Source organism: Achromobacter sp. JD-1 (assembly GCF_038594925.1).
In the GTDB taxonomy this organism is placed as follows: Bacteria; Pseudomonadota; Gammaproteobacteria; order Burkholderiales; family Burkholderiaceae_B; genus Achromobacter; species Achromobacter spanius_C.
Map to the genome: position 1 here is coordinate 146,021 of NZ_JBCGCS010000008.1, position 19,566 is coordinate 165,586.

General features: G+C 64.5%; 17 protein-coding genes. 9 read left to right on the forward strand and 8 right to left on the reverse strand.

What is annotated here, in order from left to right; translation table 11 throughout:
• Positions 1–74: 74 nt before the first annotated feature.
• The 4 genes from WBR68_RS14740 to WBR68_RS14755 are packed head-to-tail and all read left to right on the forward strand — an operon-like array spanning position 75 to position 4,481.
• Complete coding sequence (locus WBR68_RS14740; RefSeq protein WP_230694604.1) at positions 75–1,787, forward strand: ABC transporter permease; 1,713 nt, start codon at positions 75–77, stop codon at positions 1,785–1,787.
• Positions 1,784–2,869, forward strand: a complete 1,086-nt coding sequence (locus WBR68_RS14745) for an ABC transporter ATP-binding protein (protein ID WP_230694605.1) — start codon at positions 1,784–1,786, stop codon at positions 2,867–2,869. Before WBR68_RS14740 ends, WBR68_RS14745 begins: the two co-directional genes overlap by 4 nt.
• A 10-nt stretch (positions 2,870–2,879) precedes the next feature.
• Positions 2,880–3,788 carry a LysR family transcriptional regulator gene (locus WBR68_RS14750; RefSeq protein ID WP_230694606.1) on the forward strand — a complete coding sequence of 303 codons (909 nt, stop codon included), beginning with the start codon at positions 2,880–2,882 and terminating at the stop codon, positions 3,786–3,788.
• 48 nt (positions 3,789–3,836) lie between these two features.
• A complete protein-coding gene (locus tag WBR68_RS14755; RefSeq protein WP_230694607.1) occupies positions 3,837–4,481 on the forward strand; it encodes a histidine phosphatase family protein in 645 nt (214 codons plus the stop codon).
• 51 nt (positions 4,482–4,532) lie between these two features.
• On the opposite strand, the gene WBR68_RS14760 is transcribed toward WBR68_RS14755, so the two are convergent.
• The 3 genes from WBR68_RS14760 to carA form a co-directional block, all read right to left on the reverse strand.
• The gene (locus tag WBR68_RS14760; protein WP_050449031.1) at positions 4,533–5,297 is read right to left on the reverse strand and encodes an SDR family oxidoreductase; all 765 of its coding nucleotides are present in this window, start codon (positions 5,295–5,297) and stop codon (positions 4,533–4,535) included.
• Between the two features lie 104 nt (positions 5,298–5,401).
• Entirely contained in the window at positions 5,402–8,647 is a 3,246-nt protein-coding gene (gene carB, locus WBR68_RS14765; RefSeq protein WP_127185456.1) for a carbamoyl-phosphate synthase large subunit, read from the reverse strand.
• 10 nt (positions 8,648–8,657) lie between these two features.
• Positions 8,658–9,812, reverse strand: a complete 1,155-nt coding sequence (gene carA / locus WBR68_RS14770) for a glutamine-hydrolyzing carbamoyl-phosphate synthase small subunit (RefSeq protein WP_230694608.1) — start codon at positions 9,810–9,812, stop codon at positions 8,658–8,660.
• 236 nt (positions 9,813–10,048) lie between these two features.
• On the opposite strand from carA, the gene tal reads away from it, so the two are divergent.
• The gene (gene tal, locus WBR68_RS14775; protein WP_050449028.1) at positions 10,049–11,002 is read left to right on the forward strand and encodes a transaldolase; all 954 of its coding nucleotides are present in this window, start codon (positions 10,049–10,051) and stop codon (positions 11,000–11,002) included.
• Between the two features lie 112 nt (positions 11,003–11,114).
• On the opposite strand, the gene WBR68_RS14780 is transcribed toward tal, so the two are convergent.
• Positions 11,115–11,642: a carboxymuconolactone decarboxylase family protein gene (locus tag WBR68_RS14780; RefSeq protein ID WP_230694609.1), complete on the reverse strand. Its 528-nt coding sequence runs from the start codon at positions 11,640–11,642 to the stop codon at positions 11,115–11,117.
• Positions 11,643–11,742: 100 nt separating this feature from the next.
• On the opposite strand from WBR68_RS14780, the gene WBR68_RS14785 reads away from it, so the two are divergent.
• Genes WBR68_RS14785 through WBR68_RS14800 form a run of 4 tightly spaced genes read left to right on the forward strand, consistent with a single transcriptional unit; the run spans position 11,743 to position 15,552 of the window.
• Positions 11,743–13,935 (forward strand): ATP-binding protein, encoded by a 2,193-nt coding sequence (locus tag WBR68_RS14785; RefSeq protein ID WP_050449026.1) that lies wholly within the window; start codon positions 11,743–11,745, stop codon positions 13,933–13,935.
• A 25-nt stretch (positions 13,936–13,960) separates the two neighbouring features.
• Entirely contained in the window at positions 13,961–14,314 is a 354-nt protein-coding gene (locus WBR68_RS14790) for a response regulator (RefSeq protein ID WP_230694664.1), read from the forward strand.
• An 8-nt stretch (positions 14,315–14,322) separates the two neighbouring features.
• Positions 14,323–14,967, forward strand: coding sequence for a hypothetical protein (locus tag WBR68_RS14795; RefSeq protein WP_230694610.1), 645 nt, complete (start codon positions 14,323–14,325; stop codon positions 14,965–14,967).
• 9 nt (positions 14,968–14,976) lie between these two features.
• Positions 14,977–15,552: a biliverdin-producing heme oxygenase gene (locus tag WBR68_RS14800; protein ID WP_230694611.1), complete on the forward strand. Its 576-nt coding sequence runs from the start codon at positions 14,977–14,979 to the stop codon at positions 15,550–15,552.
• A gap of 28 nt (positions 15,553–15,580) precedes the next feature.
• On the opposite strand, the gene WBR68_RS14805 is transcribed toward WBR68_RS14800, so the two are convergent.
• The 4 genes from WBR68_RS14805 to WBR68_RS14820 are packed head-to-tail and all read right to left on the reverse strand — an operon-like array spanning position 15,581 to position 19,493.
• Positions 15,581–16,375, reverse strand: coding sequence for an ABC transporter permease (locus WBR68_RS14805; RefSeq protein WP_050449022.1), 795 nt, complete (start codon positions 16,373–16,375; stop codon positions 15,581–15,583).
• Positions 16,376–16,378: 3 nt separating this feature from the next.
• Positions 16,379–17,188, reverse strand: a complete 810-nt coding sequence (locus tag WBR68_RS14810; RefSeq protein WP_050449021.1) for an ABC transporter ATP-binding protein — start codon at positions 17,186–17,188, stop codon at positions 16,379–16,381.
• Positions 17,181–18,221, reverse strand: coding sequence for an ABC transporter substrate-binding protein (locus WBR68_RS14815; RefSeq protein WP_050449020.1), 1,041 nt, complete (start codon positions 18,219–18,221; stop codon positions 17,181–17,183). The genes WBR68_RS14810 and WBR68_RS14815 overlap by 8 nt, the downstream gene beginning before the upstream one ends.
• Positions 18,222–18,233: 12 nt before the next feature.
• On the reverse strand, positions 18,234–19,493 hold the full coding sequence (locus WBR68_RS14820; RefSeq protein WP_127185461.1) for a CaiB/BaiF CoA transferase family protein: 1,260 nt from the start codon (positions 19,491–19,493) through the stop codon (positions 18,234–18,236).
• Positions 19,494–19,566: the final 73 nt, after the last annotated feature.

Consider the following 19,566-nt stretch of genomic DNA (forward strand, 5'->3'; position numbering starts at 1 on the left):
AGCGCGCGCGTGGCAGGCAAAGCGGTTTGCCCCGCCGCGCGCGCAGTCCCCAGGCAACACATTCGGGAATCTCGATGACTTCTTCGGGCCACTCACGCCTGCCCGCCGGCCCCGTATTGACGGCGCTGCTGGTGTTCGGCTTTCTGCTGCTTTTTCTTGCCGTGCCCGTGGGCACGGTGTTCTACAGCGCCTTCGTGAACGCTGACGGCAGCTTCACGATGGGCCACTTTGGCGCGTTCTTCAACCAGCCCTTGATGCAGGAAGCGTTCTTCAACAGCCTGTACGTGGCGGGTTGGTCTGCCCTGCTGGCGTCCCTGATCGCGGTGCCACTGGCGTACTTCACGGTGCGCTTCGATTTCCGGGGTGCGCTGATCATCCAGACGCTGGGCGTGCTGCCGCTGATCATGCCGCCCTTCGTGGGCGCGGTGGCGATGCAGCTGATCTTCGGACGATCGGGCAGTGTCAACCTGCTGCTGAATGACTGGTTCGGCTTCACGATTCCATTCATGGAAGGCTTGAACGGCGTCATCTTCGTGGAAGCCCTGCATTACTTTCCGTTCATCCTGATGAACCTGGTGGTGGCGCTGCGCAACATCGACGGCGCCATGGAGGAAGCCGCGTTCAACCTGGGCTCGCGCGGGTTCCGCCTGTTCCGTCGCGTGATTTTTCCGTTGGCCCTGCCCGGCTATGTGGCGGGCGCGTCGCTGGTGTTCGTGAAGGTGTTTGACGACCTGGGCACGCCGCTGGTGCTGGGCACCACCAACATGCTGGCGCCGCAAGCGTACCTGCGCATTACGCAGGTGGGCCTGGAAGATCCGCTGGGCTATGTGATCAGCGTGATCATGATCGCGTTTTCCATCCTGGCGTTGTGGCTGTCGGCGCGCGTGCTCAAGGGGCGTGATTATTCCACGCTGCAAAAGGGCGGCAATTCAATCCAGAAGCGCAAGCTGGGGCCGATGGAAAGCGTGCTGGCCTACGGCTGGATCATCCTGGTGCTGCTGCTGGTGCTGTCGCCGCACATGGGCGTGCTGCTGTTGTCGCTAGCCAGTGTCTGGAGCTATGCGCCGCTACCCGATGGCTACACGCTGGCGCATTATTCCGCGGTGTTTTCCGAGTCGCAAGGCATGATCGCCAACACGCTGCTTTATTGCGGGCTGGCGGCAGGCCTGGATGTCATCATCGGCACCGCCATCGCCTACCTGATGCTGCGCACCCGGCTGCCGGCGCGGCAGTGGCTGGACTTCATGGCATCGGCGGCGCTGGCGATACCGGGCATCGTGCTGGCCATCGGTTTCTTGCGCACGTTCCGTGGGATCGAGCTTCCCGGCACGGGCACGCTGCTGACCTCGTCGTGGATCATCATCATGATTGCGTATTCGGTCAGGCGCTTGCCGTACGCGCTGCGATCCTGCGTGGCGTCCTTGCAGCAGATCAACGTATCGCTGGAGGAAGCCGCGCAATCACTGGGCGCCACCCGCATGAGCACGATCCGCCGCGTGGTGGTGCCGTTGATGGCGGGCGGCATGCTGGCGGGCTTCGTGACCAGCTTCGTGACGGCGGCGGTCGAGCTGTCGGCCACCATCATGCTGGTCACCAAGGACAGCCAGGCGCCCATGAGCTACGGCATCTATCTGTATATGCAAAGCGCGGCGGGCCGGGGGCCGGGCGCCGCTCTGGGCGTGCTGGCGGTGGCCGCGGTGGCTATCGGCACGTATGTATCGCACCTGCTGGTGGAGCGCGCGCAGTCGCGCCAGCGTCCGGCACGCACTGAAGGGGAATCCGCATGAAGAAAGTCAGCGTAGAGTGCCGCAACATCCGCCTGTCGTATGGCACGACCGAAGTGCTGAAGGACGTGAACATCCACGTCGAGCCGGGGGAGTTCTTCGCGTTGCTGGGGCCGTCGGGTTCCGGCAAGTCGACGCTGCTGCGGCTGATTGCCGGCTTCAACCGGCACAGCGCGGGCCAGTTGCTGGTGGATGGCAAAGACATCAGCGGCACGCCGCCCTGGAACCGCAACATCGGCATGGTGTTCCAGAACTATGCGTTGTGGCCGCACATGTCGCTGTGGGACAACGTGGCGTTCGGGCTGGTGGAACGCAAGCTGCCCCGCGCCGAGATCCGCGCCAAGGTCGAAGCCGCGCTCGAACTGGTGGGGCTGTCGCAGTTTGGCAAGCGCCGGCCCAATCAGTTGTCGGGCGGCCAGCAGCAGCGGGTGGCCCTGGCCCGCACCATCGTCATCGAGCCGCAGGTGCTGCTGCTGGATGAACCGCTATCAAACTTGGACAAGAAGCTGCGCGTGCAGATGCGCCAGGACCTGCTCAGCCTGCAACGCCGACTGGGCATCACCACCATCTTCGTCACGCACGACCAGGAAGAAGCCATGACCACGGCTGACCGCATGGCGGTACTGGACCATGGCGTGGTGCAGCAGATTGGCGCGCCCAGCACGCTCTTCGACTACCCCGTGAACCGCTTCGTGGCCAACTTTGTGGGCACGATGAACGTGCTGGAAGGCGATGTGCGCGAGCGCACCAGCGGCAGCGTCGTGCTGGCGGTGCCGGGCGTGGGTGATCTGCATCTGCCGCTGACGGCTGAAGCGCCCGCCGCCAGCCGCCTGGCGGCCAGCTTCCGGCCGCATACCGTGCAGATTGAAATGGCGGATGGCCTGGGCGATGCGCGCTATGTATGGCTGCCGGGCATTGTGGAAAGCAGCGAGTTCCTGGGCGAATTCACGCGCTATCAGGTGCTGATCGGTGAGCAGCGCCTGACGGCCGACCAGTCGCATTTGGCGGGGCTGTCGCCCTTCCCCGTCGGCGCGCCCGTATCCATTGGATTGGAGCCCACCCAGGTTCGGCTGTTGGCGGCCTAAACTTGCCGCCATGGAAATCTATCAGATCCGCGCGTTCGTCACGGTTGCCCGGCTGGGCAACCTGACCAAGGCGGCCGAAGCGCTGTCCTTGACCCAGCCCGCCGTGACCGCGCAGATCAAGGCGCTGGAACAAAGCCTGGGCGTGGCCTTGTTCGACCGCAGCGGCGGCCGGCTGGCGCTGGCCAAGGCGGGCGAGGTGCTGCTGCCCACGGCGGAAGCGTTGCTGGTGCTGGGCGCGCAGTTCAAGTCCGAAGCGCAGCAGTTGCAGGGCAGCCTGCATGGGGTCGTGGAACTGGGCGTGCCCAGCGAAAAGCCGGACTTCCTGCGCCTGGGCGAGCTGGCGTCGGCCGTCACGCAGCGCCTGCCGCTGGTGGAATTGAAGACCCAGACCTTGCCTACCGCCACGCTGGCCGAACAGGTCAGCACCGGGCGCCTGCCGGCCGCGCTGACCATCGCCGCCAACCCGCCGCGTGGTGTGTTGTGGCTGCCGTTGCGCAGCGTGCGCTATCGCATTGCCTTGCCGAAAGAACACGCCTCGGCGCTCAAGCGCGGCGGCTGGCGCGAAGTAGCCCAGTTGCCGTGGCTGGATGGGCCGTCGGGCAGCCATACGCATCTGCTGTTGCGCGACATGTTCGAACGCCACGGCCTGGCGCCGCGCATTGCCATGCAGAACGATGATCAGGCCAACCTGGAGGCGCTGGTGCGCGCCGGCGCGGGCTGCGCGCTGTTGCGCGAAGAGACCGCGCTGGCGGGCGCCGCATCCAATGATTTCATCGTGTGGGGCCAGGCCCGTGCCGACGCCATGCTAGGCTTCATCCTGCCTTATGAGCGCGCTAGCGAGCCCGCGCTTGTCGCGCTAAGCTCGATCATCCATGCCATTTGGAAGCCGCGCCCGGTGATCGTGCCGGCCCCGCTTTGATTCCCAGGCTTTGCCCCACTCCCTGCCTTAATCCCCACTACGACCGTAATGACTGAAATCTGGTTCATCCGCCATGGCGAAACCGACTGGAACCGCCAGCGCCGCCTGCAAGGCTGGAAAGACATCCCCCTGAACGAATTCGGCGTCAACCAGGCCAGCCTGCTTGCCGCGCGCCTGCGCGACGAGGCCCGCGAAACGCCCATCCATGCCATCTATAGCAGCGACCTGCAACGCGCGCACGCCACGGCGGTGCCCGTGTCCGAACAACTGGGCTTGCGCGTGCGGGTAGAGCCCGGCATCCGCGAGCGCGGCTTCGGCGTGCTGGAAGGGCTGGACCACGAACACATCGACGTGCAGGCGCCCGAAGCCGCCGCCGCCGGGAAAAGCCGCGACCCCTTGCGACCGCTGGATGGCGGCGAAACGCTGGGCCAGTTTCAGTCGCGGGTGATTTCCACCGTGGACGACATTGCCAGCCGCCACGACGGCGAACGCATCCTGATGTTCACGCACGGCGGCGTGCTGGACATCATCTGGCGCCATGCCTCGGGCGTACCGCTGAACGGCGCGCGCGATGCCGCGCTGCTGAACGTCAGCATCAACCGCGTCGGAGTACAGGGGCGTAAATGGGAAGTGCTGGATTGGGGCGACGTGGGCCACGTGGCCGATGAGGTCGGCGACGACGTGGTGCCGTAACACGGCACCGCGTTCACGGGCGGCAGGTTCATTTTGCCGCCCGTTCGCGCATCACCCTGCTTTGCGGGGCTTGCGCGGCGCGTTGCGCGCCAGCTTGTCATAGACCGCGTTGGGCAACAGGCGCATCAGCTTGGCCACCACGCCCATCTGCCACGGGATCACCGTGTACGACGTGCCGCGCGCAATGGCCGCATGCGCGCGTGCTGCAAAGGCGTCCGCTTCCATCAGGAAGGGCATGGAATACGGATTCTTCGCCGTCATGGCGGTCTTGATGTAGCCCGGTGCGATGGTCACCACCCGAATACCGTCAGCCGCCAGTTCCAGCCGCAGGCTTTCGCAGTAGGTCACCACGGCGGATTTGGATGCACTGTAGGCGCCCGCGCCCGGTAGTCCGCGCACGCCCGCCACGCTGGCAATGCCCACCAGGCGGCCCGATCCGGCGGCGCGCATGGCGCCCACGAAGGGTTCGAAGGTGGCCACGGTAGCCAGCAGATTGGTATCGACAATAGCTTTGAAGACGTCGTAGTCCTCACCGTGCTCGGTCAAGGTGCCGGCGCTGATGCCCGCGCTGGCAATGACGACATCCACCCTGCCCTGGCAGAACGCAATGAAATCGGCTGCCGCCGCATGCAACGCGGCGCGGTCGCGCACGTCCACCGCATAGCAACGATGGCTGCCCGGCAGGCTGTCGGCCAACTCGCGCAACGCGTCTTCGCGCCGGCCCAAGAGACCCAGCGTGGCGCCCGATGCGGCGTACTGCTGCGCCAGGGCGCGGCCCAGACCACTGCTGGCGCCGGTGATGAAGACTCTGTTCATGGGTTCGTCTTAAGCGAGTAGGAAAGGCAGAAATGAAAAGGGCGACCCTGTTCAAGGGCCGCCCCGGCATCCTACCTCAAGCCCGCGGGCTTGGCGCTGTCGCGTCAGTCTTGACCGCTAAGCGATGCGTGCAGGTCCTGCAAGGGATACACCTGCAGGCCCAGGCCCTGGCGCAGATACTGCATGCCTTCAACCGCGGCGCGGGCGCCGGCAATGGTGGTGAAGAAGGTGACGCGGGCGGCCAGCGACTGCGTACGGATCGTGCGCGAATCAACGATGGCGTTGCGGCGCTCTTCAACCGTGTTGATGACCAGCGCGATTTCGCCGTTCTTCACCATGTCGACGATGTGCGGACGGCCTTCGGTGACCTTGTTGACCACTTGCACCGGAATGCCCGCGGTTTCGATTTCGGCCGCCGTGCCGCGCGTGGCCACCAGCTTGAAGCCCATGGCATGCAGGCCGCGCGCCACTTCCACGGCGCGGGGCTTGTCCTGGTTCTTCACGCTGATGAACACCGTGCCGGACTCCGGCAGGCGCACGCCAGCAGCCAGTTGCGACTTCACGAAGGCTTCGCCGAAGCTCATGCCCACGCCCATCACTTCACCGGTCGACTTCATTTCCGGACCCAGGATGGTGTCCACGCCCGGGAACTTCACGAACGGGAACACGGCTTCCTTGACCGAGAAGTAAGGCGGCACGATTTCCTTCGTGATGCCTTGCGCCGCCAGCGTCTGGCCGGCCATGGCGCGCGCGGCGATCTTGGCCAGTTGCAGGCCGGTGGCCTTGGACACGTAGGGCACCGTGCGCGAGGCACGCGGGTTCACTTCCAGCACGTAGACATCGCCGCCCTGAATGGCGAACTGCACGTTCATCAGGCCGCTGACGTTCAAGGCCTTGGCCATCATCGTGGTCTGGCGCTTGATCTCGGCGATGACTTCCGCCGACAGCGAGTAAGGCGGCAGGCTGCAAGCCGAGTCGCCCGAGTGCACGCCGGCCTGCTCGATGTGTTCCATGACGCCGCCGATGAAGACGGTTTCGCCGTCGGCCAGGCAGTCCACGTCGACTTCGGTGGCGTTGTTCAGGAAGCGGTCCAGCAGCACGGGCGAGTCATTGCTGACCTTCACGGCCTCGCGCATGTAGCGCTCGAGGTCTTGTTGCTCGTGCACGATTTCCATGGCGCGGCCGCCCAGCACGTAGCTGGGGCGCACGACCAGCGGGTAGCCGATCTCGGTGGCGTGGGCCAGGGCCTCGCCTTCGGTGCGCGCGGTGCGGTTGGGCGGCTGACGCAGACCCAGCTTGTTCAGCAGCTTCTGGAAGCGTTCGCGGTCTTCGGCGACGTCGATGGATTCCGGGCTGGTACCGATGATGGGCACGCCGTTGGCTTCCAGGGCGCGCGCCAGCTTCAACGGGGTCTGGCCGCCGTACTGGACGATCATGCCGACCGGGTTTTCCTTGTGGACGATTTCCAGCACGTCTTCCAAGGTCAGCGGTTCGAAGTACAGGCGGTCGGACGTGTCGTAGTCGGTGGACACGGTTTCCGGGTTGCAGTTGACCATGATGGTCTCGTACCCGTCGTCGCGCAGCGCCAGCGCGGCATGCACGCAGCAGTAATCGAACTCGATGCCCTGGCCGATACGGTTCGGGCCACCGCCCAGCACGATGATCTTCTTGCGATCGGTGGGGGCGGACTCGCACTCTTCCTCGTACGTGGAGTACATGTACGCGGTGCGGGTGGCGAATTCGGCGGCGCAGGTGTCGACGCGCTTGTAGACCGGGCGCACGTTCAACTGGTGACGCAGCTTGCGCACTTCGGATTCAGCGGAATCCAGCAGGAACGCCAGGCGGCGGTCGGAGAAACCGCGGCGCTTCAGTTCCCACAGCGTGGCGTAGTCCAGGTCGGCCAGCGTCTTTTGTTCCAGCGCCAGTTCGATGTCGACGATTTCCTTGATCTGCGACAGGAACCACGGGTCGATGTGCGTGATGTTGTGCACTTCGTCCAGCGTGAAGCCTTGCGCAAAGGCGTCGCCCACGTACCAGATGCGTTCCGGACCGGGCTCGCCCAGTTCGACTTGCAGCTTTTCGCGGTCGGTGGTTTTCTGGTTCAGGCCGTCGACGCCCACTTCCAGACCACGCAGCGCCTTCTGGAACGATTCCTGGAAGGTGCGGCCGATGGCCATGACTTCACCCACGGACTTCATCTGGGTGGTCAGGCGCGCATCGGCGGTGGGGAATTTTTCGAAGGCAAAACGCGGCACCTTGGTGACGACGTAGTCGATCGACGGTTCGAACGAGGCGGGCGTGGCGCCGCCGGTGATTTCGTTCTTGAGCTCGTCCAGCGTGTAGCCCACGGCCAGGCGCGCGGCGACCTTGGCGATGGGGAAACCGGTGGCCTTGGATGCCAGCGCCGACGAACGCGACACGCGCGGGTTCATCTCGATGACGATCATGCGGCCGTTCTTCGGGTTGACGGCGAACTGCACGTTCGAGCCGCCCGTATCCACGCCGATCTCGCGCAATACCGCGATCGATGCATTACGCATGATCTGGTATTCCTTGTCGGTCAGCGTCTGAGCAGGCGCCACGGTGATCGAGTCACCGGTGTGCACGCCCATCGGGTCCAGGTTTTCGATCGAGCAGACGATGATGCAGTTGTCCGCCTTGTCGCGAACCACTTCCATCTCGAATTCCTTCCAGCCCAGCAAGGATTCTTCGATCAGCAGTTCGTTGGTCGGCGAGGCTTCCAGGCCACGACGGCAGATCGTTTCGAATTCTTCGGCGTTGTAGGCAATACCGCCGCCCGAACCGCCCATGGTGAAGCTGGGGCGAATCACGGCGGGGAAGCCCGACGTGCCCACTTCGGCGGCGATGCGGCGCTGCACTTCCCAGGCTTCGTCCATGCTGTGGGCCACGCCCGACTTGGCCGATTCCAGGCCGATGTCGGTCATGGCCTGCTTGAACTTCTGGCGGTCTTCGGCCTTTTCGATGGCGTGTTCGTTCGCGCCGATCAGCTCCACGTTGTGCTTTTTCAGCACGCCGTGGTGGGCCAGGTCCAGCGCGCAGTTCAGCGCGGTCTGGCCGCCCATGGTGGGCAGCAGCGCATCGGGCTTTTCACGCTCGATGATTTTTTCTACCGCTTGCCAGGTGATGGGCTCGATGTAGGTGACGTCGGCCGTTTCCGGGTCCGTCATGATCGTGGCGGGGTTGCTGTTCACCAGGATGGTGCGGTAACCCTCGGCCTTGAGCGCCTTGCACGCCTGTGCGCCGGAATAGTCGAATTCGCAAGCCTGCCCGATGATGATGGGGCCGGCGCCGATGATGAGTATGCTTTTTAGGTCTGTACGCTTGGGCATGATGCAATCTTTACTTTTGGCCGGACATCAGGGCGATGAACTTGTCGAACAGTTCAAGGATGTCGTGCGGACCCGGGCTGGCTTCGGGGTGACCCTGGAAGCAGAAGGCCGGGCGGTCGGTGAGCTCGAAGCCCTGCAGCGTGCCGTCGAACAGCGACACGTGCGTGACGCGCGCATTGGCCGGCAGGCTGGCCGCATCGACCGCGAAGCCGTGGTTCTGGCTGGTGATGAACACGCGCTTGGACTGCAAGTCTTGCACGGGGTGGTTCGCGCCGTGATGGCCCGTCTTCATCTTGAGCGTCTTGCCGCCCACGGCCAGGCCCATGATCTGGTGGCCCAGGCAGATGCCGAAGACCGGCAACTTCTTGTCCAGGAACGTGCGGGTGGCGTCGATGGCGTAGTCGCAGGGCTCGGGGTCGCCGGGGCCGTTGGACAGGAACACGCCGTCAGGGTTGAGCTTCAGGACGTCTTCGGCGCTGGTTTGCGCCGGCACCACGGTCAGGCGGCAACCGCGATCGGCCAACAGGCGCAGGATGTTCGTCTTGATGCCGAAGTCGTAAGCAACGACGTGGAACTTGGATTGGTCGGGCTTGGAAAAACCTTCGCCCAACTGCCAGGTGCCTTCGGTCCATTCGGTGCTGGCTTTCTGCGACACGACCTTGGCCAGGTCCTGGCCGGTCATGCCGGCAAAGCCCTGCGCCATTTCAACGGCGCGCTCGGCGTCGGTGCCGACGAAGATGCAGGCGCCCTGGGCGCCTTTTTCACGCAGGATGCGCGTGAGCTTGCGGGTGTCGATGCCGGAAATGGCAACGATGCCCTGCGCGGCCAGATAGTCGGGCAGGGATTGCGTGGAACGGAAGTTCGACACGCGGGCGGGACAGTCGCGGACCACAAGTCCGGCGGCATAGACGCGATTGGCTTCCACGTCTTCGGCGTTGACGCCGGTGTTGCCAATGTGCGGATAGGTCAGCGTAACGATCTGACCGCTATAGCTGGGATCGGTGAGAATTTCCTGGTACCCGGTCATCGCGGTGTTGAACACCACTTCGGCAACGGTAGCCCCAGGCGCACCGATCGACACGCCTCGAAAAATGGTACCGTCCGCCAGAGCCAGAATTGCAGGAGGGAAGCGGTTGATCCCCTCGGGAAAAAGTTGCGGCAGCACAGTAAACCCCGGTTTTAGAATCGATAATCAAACCTTCGGATTATACCTTGACCGGGCAAATTCCCCGGCGAACCGCGCCAAATAAGGCCGGAATCGCCGATTGACCCTTGCGCGGCACGTTTACGGCGCATGCACGGCTTGTGTGCTGCCTCCCGCTTGTGGGCGACGGCGAGACACCGGCCGCAGTGATACGCTAGGGAACCTTCAACCCTTGCCGTCGTGAGCCGTTACTGTCCATGTCCAGCCAACTTGACGCCCTGCGCAATCACACCACCGTTGTCGCCGACACCGGGGATTTCGAAGCGATGAAGGCGTTGCGTCCCACGGACGCCACCACCAATCCGTCCCTTATTCTAAAAGCCGTTCAGCAAGACGCCTACCGGCCCCTGCTGGAACAAACCGTGCGCGATCACCAAGGCGCCTCCGCCCCCGAGCTCGTCGACCGCCTGCTGGTCGCCTTTGGCCGCGCCATTCTGAACATCGTGCCGGGCCGCGTCTCCACCGAAGTGGATGCCCGCCTGTCGTTCGATACCCGCGCAACCATCGAACGCGCCCGCGGCCTGATCGCTCTGTATGAAGCCGCGAGCGTGCCGCGCGAACGCGTGCTGATCAAGATCGCGTCCACCTGGGAAGGCATCCAGGCCGCCCGCGCGCTGCAAGCCGAAGGCGTGCACTGCAACCTGACGCTGCTGTTTTCGCTGCCCCAGGCCGTGGCCTGCGCCGACGCCCGCGTGCAATTGATATCGCCCTTTGTGGGCCGCATCTACGATTGGCACAAGAAGAACGCCGGCGCCGCGTGGGTGGAAGCCGACAACAGCGGGTCACAAGATCCCGGCGTGCTATCGGTGACGCGCATATACCGGTATTACAAGCAGCACGACATTTCTACCGAAATCATGGGCGCCAGCTTCCGCAACGTGGGTCAGATCCTGGCGTTGTCGGGATGCGATCTGCTGACCATCAGCCCCGACTTGCTCAAGCAGTTGGCGAACACACCAGGCGATGCACCGGCGCAACTGCGCGCCGACGACACCGGTCCTGCGATTGCCCGTATCGGCGCGGATGAAGTCAGCTTCCGCACCCTGCTCAACGACGACGCAATGGCCAGCGAAAAGCTGTCCGAAGGTATCCGCCTGTTCGTGGCCGACGCGGTCAAGCTGGATGCGCTGATCGACGCACAGCGCCGCTGATCCGGCCCGCGAGCAGAAAAAAGTGGCGTGCTCGGTTTTTGGGCACGCCACTTGCTGACTAGCCTGGTGGCCTGGGTGATGCTGGACGTACGGGCTGACCTGCGTCGTGACCTTAACGCTGATCGTGCGAATGCACCTGCAACGCTTCCAGAAACCGCGACACCATGTTGTAGGCCGCAACCGTTGCAGTCAGTTCGACGATGAGCTTTTCGGAACCCATGGCAGCGCGAGCCGCCTGAAACACCGGGTCCGGCACCTGGACGTTGCGGGTCATGGCATCGGTGTAGGCCAGCACGGCTTTTTCGCGCGCGTCGAACAGCATTGAATTTTCCCAATCGCCCAGGGCATCCAACTGGGCTTGCGACAGGCCTTCCTTGAGGGCGATCGGCGCATGCTGATCGGCCTCGTAGGGCGCACCGTTTAGCGCGGCAACGCGCATGATGACCAGTTCGCGCACATCACCCGGCAAGGTGCTTAGTTGCCGGATGGATGTCAGGTAGTTCAACCAGCCCGCGGCCACTGCGGGGCTGTGCAGCAGCATTTGGTACAGATGAAGCACGCTGCCCCGTTCAGCAACGATGCGGTCCACCAGGGGACGGGCTTCGGGATGAGACAGATCGGCGTAGGGAAGACGGGCCATGGACGCTCCAGAGAGTTGATGGGGGCTGCAAACGCATACATTCACACAATATATTTGACATAATGACAGCTCATTGCGCGTCCCAGGTACCCCACCCACAATGAATGCGCCCACCCCGTCTCATTTGCCCGTCACGCTCGCCAACTGCGACAGCGAACCGATACACATACCGGGCGCCATCCAGCCGCTGGGGGCCTTGCTTGCGTTCGACGCGGACGGCATGCTGCAGTTCGCCAGCGAAAACGCTCCCGCCCTGCTGGGTGTGCCGCTGACGCTGGGACAATGCTGCCCCCCAGGCACGCTGCCGTCAGACCTGGCGGACTATCTGGCGGAGTGGCTGGGCAACCCCGACCCTGTTTTCGACCCCTTCGCATTGACGCTGAACGACGCTACGTTCGACGTGATCGGCCACTGCAACAGCGACGGTCTGACAATCATCGAACTGGAACAGCGCGTGCAGGCTGCCGCCGACGTTGCCGACCCGGCGCGCATCTACCGCAGCATCGAACGCGTGCGCCGCGAACGCGATATCGACGGCCTGCTTAAAAGCGCCGTGCGCGAGGTGCGCCGCGCCACCGGGTTCGACCGGGTCATGGCCTACCGCTTCCATCCCGACGACAGCGGGGAAATCGTCACCGAAGAACGCCACGAATCCCTGGAAGACTGGATAGGCCGCCGCTACCCCGCGGGCGACATCCCCGCACAGGCACGCCGCCTGTACACCGTCAACACGTTGCGCCAGATTGCCGACGCGCGCTACACGCCAGTGCGCGTACGTGGCGCGCCTTCGGCCACCACGAAGCCGCTGGACATGAGCTTTTCGGTGTTGCGCAGCGTGTCGCCGATTCATCTGGAATACATGGCCAACATGGGCGTGCAGGCGTCGATGAGCCTGTCGATCGTGATCGGCGATCGGCTATGGGGCATGATCGCCTGCCATCACCATGGGCCGCGCCCCATTCCCTACCCCGCGCGTCTGGCCTGCGAAGCGCTGGCGCAGGTGCTATCCGCCGCGTTGGCCAATATCGAGGGGGCCGAGCGCGCCGCCCAGGCACGCCGCAATGCCGCCTTGGTCAGCGAACTGACCGAACGCGCATCCGCCTCGGAAAACCTGCATCTGGCCTTGTCCAGCGGGCCGGATACGCCCGCGTCGCTGATTCCGAACGACGCCGCGCTGTGCCTATGGGGCAACAGCGTCACCGTGTTTGGCGGCATCGCGCCGCGCGGCGAACTGGCGGGCATTCTGTGCGCGTTGGACCAAAGCGGCCAGCGCCTGGTGCATACCGACAACATCGCCCGCGACTACCCCGACCTGCAGACCGACCTGGTTCCCTACGCCGGCCTGCTGGCTTGCAAGTTCGACCCAATGAACAATGGCTGGCTGATATGGCTGCGCAAAGAGCAGATCGAAACGCTGGTTTGGGGCGGCAAGCCCGAGAAACAATACGCCGTAGGCAACCAGGGGCCGCGCCTGACGCCACGCGGCTCATTCGAGGCCTGGCGCGAAGTGGTGCGCAATACCTGCACTTCGTGGCTGCCCGCTGAACTGGAAGCCGCCGACAATCTGCGCGACGAACTTTCCCACATCGCCACCAGCCGCACCGCCGACGTGGACCGCGCGCGCACCGCGCTGCTGGCCATGCTGGGCCACGATCTGCGCGACCCGCTGCAATCGATTTCCATGGCGGCCACGCTGCTGTCCAAAACGGATACCGGTGCACGCATGGGCGAGCGTATCCGCTATTCCAGCGGCCGCATGCAGCGCCTGATTTCGCAGGTGCTGGATTTGTCACGTCTGCAGGGCGGCATGGGCCTGGGCATTGAAAAGCGCCCATGCTCGCTGAGCGATCTGATCAACGGGCTGATCGAAGAAAAGCGGCAGGCCTACCCCGGGCTGCGCATCGAGCCCGACGTGGCGCCCGACCTGACCCTGATGGCCGATACCGACCGCATCGCCCAGGTGCTGACGAATCTGATGAGCAACGCGCGCCAGCACGGCGCCCCGCGCCAGCCCATCCTGGTGCAGGCGCACGAGCGTGGCGACGACATTGAGCTGCGCGTCATCAACCATGGCGCACCCATTGCACCAGAGGTGTTGGCGCACCTTTTTTCGCCTTTCAAACCCGAATCGCTGGGCCAGTCGCGCAACCGCAACGGCCTGGGGCTGGGCCTGTATATCGCCGAACAGGTCGTGCGTGGCCATGACGGCGAAATCTCGGTGGCATGCCGGGACGGCCTGGTCATTTTTACGGTGAGGCTGCCGCGCGACTGTCGCGACGCACCCACCCTTTGAACCCTGGAGACATCTTTTGAACGAAGTGCGCGCAGTTCGCGTCCTGCTGGTTGACGACAATGAAATGGGCTCGGAGCTGCTTGCCGAATTCCTGGCGCTTTCTGGGGTGCAAGCGCGCTGCGCCGCCTCGGGCGAAGCCGCGCTCGAGATGATGGACAGCTTCCACCCCGAAGCCGTGCTGGTGGACATTTTGCTGCCCGACATGGACGGCTATGAGCTGGCGTCGCGCTTGCGCGCCCGCGGCGCACCGCCTCGCATCTACGCCCTGAGCGGCTTGGCGCGCCACGAACGCCGTGATGCGGACGGTATGTTCGACGGCTGGATTGAAAAGCCCGCCGACCCCGACGCGCTGCTGGCCATTTTGTGCCCGTCACACTAGGGCCGCCCATGTCGATCTCTCCGTCCCTGGCCGCGCAAGGCGTGCGGTTCAAAGTGCTGGCGCAGGTGTTTCCGGTACTGCGCCACGAAGTCGTGGGCCCACTGTCCAACGCCACGCTGGCCACCGCGATGCTGCGCCAGACACCGGACGGCGCCGATGCCGACGCCTTGCAGCAGCGCTGCCATCGCCTGGCGGGCGACCTGACCGGCATGCTGGAAGACAGCGTCACCATCGTGCGCGAACTGGACCAATGGCTGCTGGACAGCAACGCCACCCTGTCCGCCGAAGCCTTGCTGCGCGAATGCCGCAAGCTGATGTTCTCGCATCTGCTGCTGTCGCGGCACAGCGTCATCTGGCCGGAAGACGTGGCCGACATCCAGGTGCCGCAGTTCACCTCGCGGTATTTGCTGCTGGCCTGGCTGCTGAGCCTGTTGTCCGTCTTGCCGGCGGACGCCACGCTGACGCTGGACTGTTCGCAGCCCGATGCCTGGCACGCCCATTTTCCGGAAGACCTGGCGTCGGCCGCGCCGACCGCGTCGCCCGCCTTCGCGCCCGAGGAAGTGGAACTGCTTGCAACGGTATCCGGCTGGCGGCTGGAGCGCCAGGCGCAGTGCTGGTCACTGCGCCTGCCCGCCGCCACCCCAGCTCAATAGGCAGCCGCCATGATTTCGTCCGTTCACCTACGGCTTCGAGACGGCACACGCGACAGGCACGAAGCGCTGGACCAGGGCTTGGCCTTGACTGGCGGCGACATCGACCACACCGCTTATCTGAACTATCTGCGCGCGTTGCTGGGCTGGCTGGAACCTTTGGAACGCCAACTGTGGCAACTGGACTGGCCCGATAGCCTGCAAGCGGCGGCGCGCGCCGGAAAAAGTGATTGGATACGCGCCGACCTGGCGGCTGCCGGCGACGCAACGCCCGTACCGCACTGCGCCGATGCACCGCGTATCGAAGCCGCCGATGCCTATGCCTTGGGCGTGGCCTATGTGGTGGAAGGGTCGCAATTGGGCGGACGCTTTCTGGCCAAGCACCTGGCCGAGGTCGCGCCCGAGCTACCGCTGCGCTATCTGCGCGGCTATGGCGAACAACTGGGACCGATGTGGAAGACGTTTCTGCAGTTTCTGGATAGCGAGGCCGGCGCCCAAGGGCGCGAGGACCACGCTTTGCAAGGCGCGTGCGACGCCTTCGACAGCCTGACGGCCTGGCTGCGCAGCCGGCACGCGCTGCGAACCTGAAAGGCTCGCGGCGCGGCCGCCCGATTGATTACAGCTTTTCGGTTTCGCCCGACTTGGGCTGCCACTTCATCAAGCGCTTTTCACCAATGCCGACGATGTAGTCCAGCACCAGCGCAAATGCGGTCAGCACGACGATGCCCGCGAACACGGTGTTCACATCAAACGTGCCTTCCGCTTGCAGGATCAGGTAGCCCACGCCCCTTGCCGAGCCCAGGTATTCACCCACCACCGCGCCCACGAAGGCCAGGCCCACGGAAGTATGCAGGCTGGAAAACACCCAGCTGGTGGCCGACGGCAGGTACACGTGGCGCAGCAACTGGCGCTTGCGCGCGCCCAGCATGCGGGCGTTGTCGAGCAAGGTTGGGCTGACTTCGCGCACGCCCTGGTAGACGTTGAAGAACACGATGAAGAACACCAGCGTGACCGCCAGCGCCACCTTCGACCAGATCCCCAAGCCGAACCACATGCCGAAAATAGGCGCCAGGATGACGCGCGGCATCGAGTTGGCGGCCTTGATGTAGGGATCAAGAATCGCGCTTGCGCGGGGCGACAAGCCCAGCCACAGTCCAAAGACCAAACCGGCGATGGTGCCGATGAAAAAGGCCAGCACGGTTTCCGTCAGGGTGACCCACAGGTGCGCGTAGATGTCGGCATTGGTGACGAACCAGGCCCAGATGCGGCCCCAGACCTTCAGCGGTTCGCCAAAGAAGAAAGCCACCTGGGAATCGCGCGCCGCAAAATGCCAGACGCCCAGGATGACGACCAGCAGCAGCAGTTGCCAGAAGCGCAAGCTGGCCTTACCAGATTTGAATGACTTCGACATACCTCAGGCTCGCTTCTGTTGGGCATAGCCCTTTAGCACTTCTTCGCGCAGCACCGCCCAGATGGCCGAGTGCAGTTCGACAAAGCGCGGGTGGACGCGTACCTCGGCCACGTCGCGGGGACGCGGCAGGTCAATGACGAATTCGCCGATTGGGTGCGTGCCCGGGCCGGCAGACAGCACGATCACGCGGTCGCTCATCGCGATGGCTTCGTCCAGGTCGTGCGTGATGAACAACACGGCCTTGCGCTTGGCCATCCACAGGTCCAGGACTTCGTTTTCCATCAACTGGCGCGTCTGGATGTCCAGGGCGGAGAACGGTTCGTCCATCAGGATGATGTCGGGGTCGCGGATCAGCGTCTGGGCCAGCATGGTGCGCTTGCGCATGCCGCCTGACATCTGGTGCGGATAGCGGCTTTCGAAGCCGCCCAGCCCCACCCGGCGCATCCACTCGCGACCGCGCTCCAGCCCTTCGGGGCGCGGTACGCCAGCGAAGTCCAGACCTGCCACCACATTGTCCAGCGCGCTGCGCCAGGGCAACAGCGCTTCGCCCTGGAACATGTAGCCCGCGCGCGCGTTGATGCCGGACAAGGGTTGACCGAAGACCTTCACCTGCCCGCTCGACGGCGCCAGCAAGCCGGCGCCGACGTTGAGCAGGGTGGACTTGCCGCAGCCGGTCGGGCCCACCACCGACACGAACTCGCCCGGCGCAATGGCCAGGCTCGTGTCACTGACGGCGGTATAGCGCTGCGACCGGTCGTCGCGCGAAACAAAGGTGCAACTGATATTTTCCAGCGATAGTGCGGCTTCAGCCATTGGCGTACTTCTCGTTGGCGCGGCGGGCGAAATCGTTGGTCCAGGCTTTCGACGGATCAATCTTCGATGCGTTGAACTCTGCCTGGTACGCGGCCAGCGCCTTGAGCGCGGTGGCGGCGCCGTCCTCGGGGATCATGCCGTCGGGCGACAGGCCTTCCAGGCTGGCCGAGATGGCGGCCTTGTAGATGGCCGGGTCGCCCAGCAGGTAGGTTTCCGGCACGATCTTGGCGATTTCGTCGGGGCCCGCCTTCTGAATCCACTTGTCCGCGCGCACGATCGCGTTGGCCAGCGCCTGCGTGGTGTTCGGATTGGCGTCGATGAACGCCTGCGGGGCGTACAGGGAACCGGCAGGCATGTTGCCGCCAAAGATCTCCTGCGTGTCTTTAAGCGTGCGCGTGTCGACAATGATCTCGATGTCGCCCGGCATCTGCAACATCGACACCACGGGGTCGGTGTTGGAGATGGCGTCGATCTGGCCGCTGCGCAACGCCGTCACGGCACCCGCGCCGGCACCCACGCCGATGATGGAAACGTCAGAAGCCTTCAAGCCATGCTTGGCCAGGAAGAAGCTGACCACCATGTTGGTGGATGAACCCGGCGCGGTCACGCCGATCTTCTTGCCCTTGAGGTCAGCGGCGCCCTTGTAGTTCGGCAGGTTCTTCTTGGACACGCCCACGCCGATCATCGGCGCGCGGCCTTGCAGCACGAAGGCGCGGTAGGCCTGGCCCTTGGACTGCATCGACAGCGTGTGTTCGAACGCGCCCGAGACGATGTCGGCGCTGCCGCCCACCACGGCTTGCAGGGCCTTGGAGCCGCCCGCGAAGTCGGCGATGCTGACGTCCAGGCCTTCGTCCTTGAAGTAGCCACGGGCTTCAGCGATGGACAGCGGGAGGTAATAGATCAGGGGCTTGCCGCCCACGGCGATCTGAACCTTGGTCTTTTCAAGCTTCTGGGCGCGCACGATGGCGGGCGCCATGCCCATGACGCCGGCGGCGCCAGCCATCTTGAGCAAGTCACGGCGAGTAACTGACATTGGGTTGTCTCCTTAGTTGTCGGGTTTACCGATAGCGCCGGTCTTCGCCAGCTCTTCAATAGCCGCTGAATCATACCCCAGCGCTTTCAGGACTTCCTCGGTATGTTCCCCTAATTTCGGGCCTACCCAGCGCGTCTGGCCGGGGGTTTCCGACAGCTTGGGAACCACCGCCGGAAGCTTCACCGGGCTGCCATCGGCAAGCTGATGTTGTTCGATCATGCGGCGCGCCAGGAACTGCGGATCGCTGAACATATCGGCCACGCTGTAGATCTTTCCGACCGGCACATCGGCCGCTTTGAGCGTGCCCAGCGCGTCTTCGATGTTGCGCCCGTTGCACCATTGCTGGATCGCGCCGTCGATCTCTTCCACGCGCCGTGCGCGGCCGTCGTTACGCACCAGGTCGGGGTCTTCGGCCAGGTCGTCGCGGCCAATGGCGCGCATCAGGCGGTGAAAGATGGCGTCGCCATTACCGGCGATAACGATGTTCTGGCCATCGCGGGTGGTGTAGGTGTTGGACGGCACGATGCCCGGCAGCGCGCCGCCGGTACGCTCACGCACCACGCCGGCCACGTCGTATTCGGGCACCAGGCTTTCCATCATGTTGAAGACAGCTTCGTACAGGGCCACGTCCACCATCTGCCCCTGCCCGGCCTGGCAGGCATCGCCCGTCTTGCCGTTCCAGCGGCCGCCGGTGGCGTCGCGGTGGCGCAGCGCCATCATGGCGCCAATCACACCGTGCAGCGCGGCAATGGAGTCGCCGATGGAAATGCCGACCCGCAGCGGGGGCCGGTCGGGGTGCCCCGACACATAGCGCAGGCCGCCCATGGATTCACCGATGGCGCCGAAGCCGGGTTGGTCTTTCATGGGGCCGGTCTGGCCGTAGCCCGACAAGCGCACCATGATCAGCGCCGGGTTGATGGCGCGCAGTTGTTCAAAGCCCAAGCCCCACTTTTCCAGCACGCCAGGCCGGTAGTTTTCCACCACGACATCGGCGTCCAGCGCCAGCTTGCGGGCAATTTCCTGGGCGCGCGGGTCTTTCAGATTGAGGGCGATGGATTGCTTGTTGCGCGCCTGCACCGTCCACCAGAGCGAATTGCCCTCATGCAGGTGGCGCCAACTGCGGATGGGGTCGCCGCCGCCCGTGCCATCCGGCCCGTGCGGCGTTTCCACCTTGATGACGTCGGCGCCAAATTCGCCGAAGATGCGCGCGGCGAAGGGGCCGGCGATTAGCGTGCCGAGTTCCAGGACTTTCAGTCCGGTCAGCGCTGACATGGTTTGTCTTCCTCACGTTTCGTGCCGCGCCGGTACGTTGCCGGGAGGCTGTTTTAACGTTGCGAGCCTTGCG

Bases quoted from the DNA above. Each gene is read 5' to 3' on its own strand.
- WBR68_RS14740 (WP_230694604.1), top strand. From the start codon at position 75: ATGACTTCTTCGGGCCACTCACGCCTGCCCGCCGGCCCCGTATTGACG.
- WBR68_RS14745 (WP_230694605.1), top strand. From the start codon at position 1,784: ATGAAGAAAGTCAGCGTAGAGTGCCGCAACATCCGCCTGTCGTATGGC.
- WBR68_RS14750 (WP_230694606.1), top strand. From the start codon at position 2,880: ATGGAAATCTATCAGATCCGCGCGTTCGTCACGGTTGCCCGGCTGGGC.
- WBR68_RS14755 (WP_230694607.1), top strand. From the start codon at position 3,837: ATGACTGAAATCTGGTTCATCCGCCATGGCGAAACCGACTGGAACCGC.
- WBR68_RS14760 (WP_050449031.1), bottom strand. From the start codon at position 5,297: ATGAACAGAGTCTTCATCACCGGCGCCAGCAGTGGTCTGGGCCGCGCC.
- carB (WP_127185456.1), bottom strand. From the start codon at position 8,647: ATGCCCAAGCGTACAGACCTAAAAAGCATACTCATCATCGGCGCCGGC.
- tal (WP_050449028.1), top strand. From the start codon at position 10,049: ATGTCCAGCCAACTTGACGCCCTGCGCAATCACACCACCGTTGTCGCC.
- WBR68_RS14780 (WP_230694609.1), bottom strand. From the start codon at position 11,642: ATGGCCCGTCTTCCCTACGCCGATCTGTCTCATCCCGAAGCCCGTCCC.
- WBR68_RS14785 (WP_050449026.1), top strand. From the start codon at position 11,743: ATGAATGCGCCCACCCCGTCTCATTTGCCCGTCACGCTCGCCAACTGC.
- WBR68_RS14795 (WP_230694610.1), top strand. From the start codon at position 14,323: ATGTCGATCTCTCCGTCCCTGGCCGCGCAAGGCGTGCGGTTCAAAGTG.
- WBR68_RS14800 (WP_230694611.1), top strand. From the start codon at position 14,977: ATGATTTCGTCCGTTCACCTACGGCTTCGAGACGGCACACGCGACAGG.
- WBR68_RS14805 (WP_050449022.1), bottom strand. From the start codon at position 16,375: ATGTCGAAGTCATTCAAATCTGGTAAGGCCAGCTTGCGCTTCTGGCAA.
- WBR68_RS14810 (WP_050449021.1), bottom strand. From the start codon at position 17,188: ATGGCTGAAGCCGCACTATCGCTGGAAAATATCAGTTGCACCTTTGTT.
- WBR68_RS14815 (WP_050449020.1), bottom strand. From the start codon at position 18,221: ATGTCAGTTACTCGCCGTGACTTGCTCAAGATGGCTGGCGCCGCCGGC.
- WBR68_RS14820 (WP_127185461.1), bottom strand. From the start codon at position 19,493: ATGTCAGCGCTGACCGGACTGAAAGTCCTGGAACTCGGCACGCTAATC.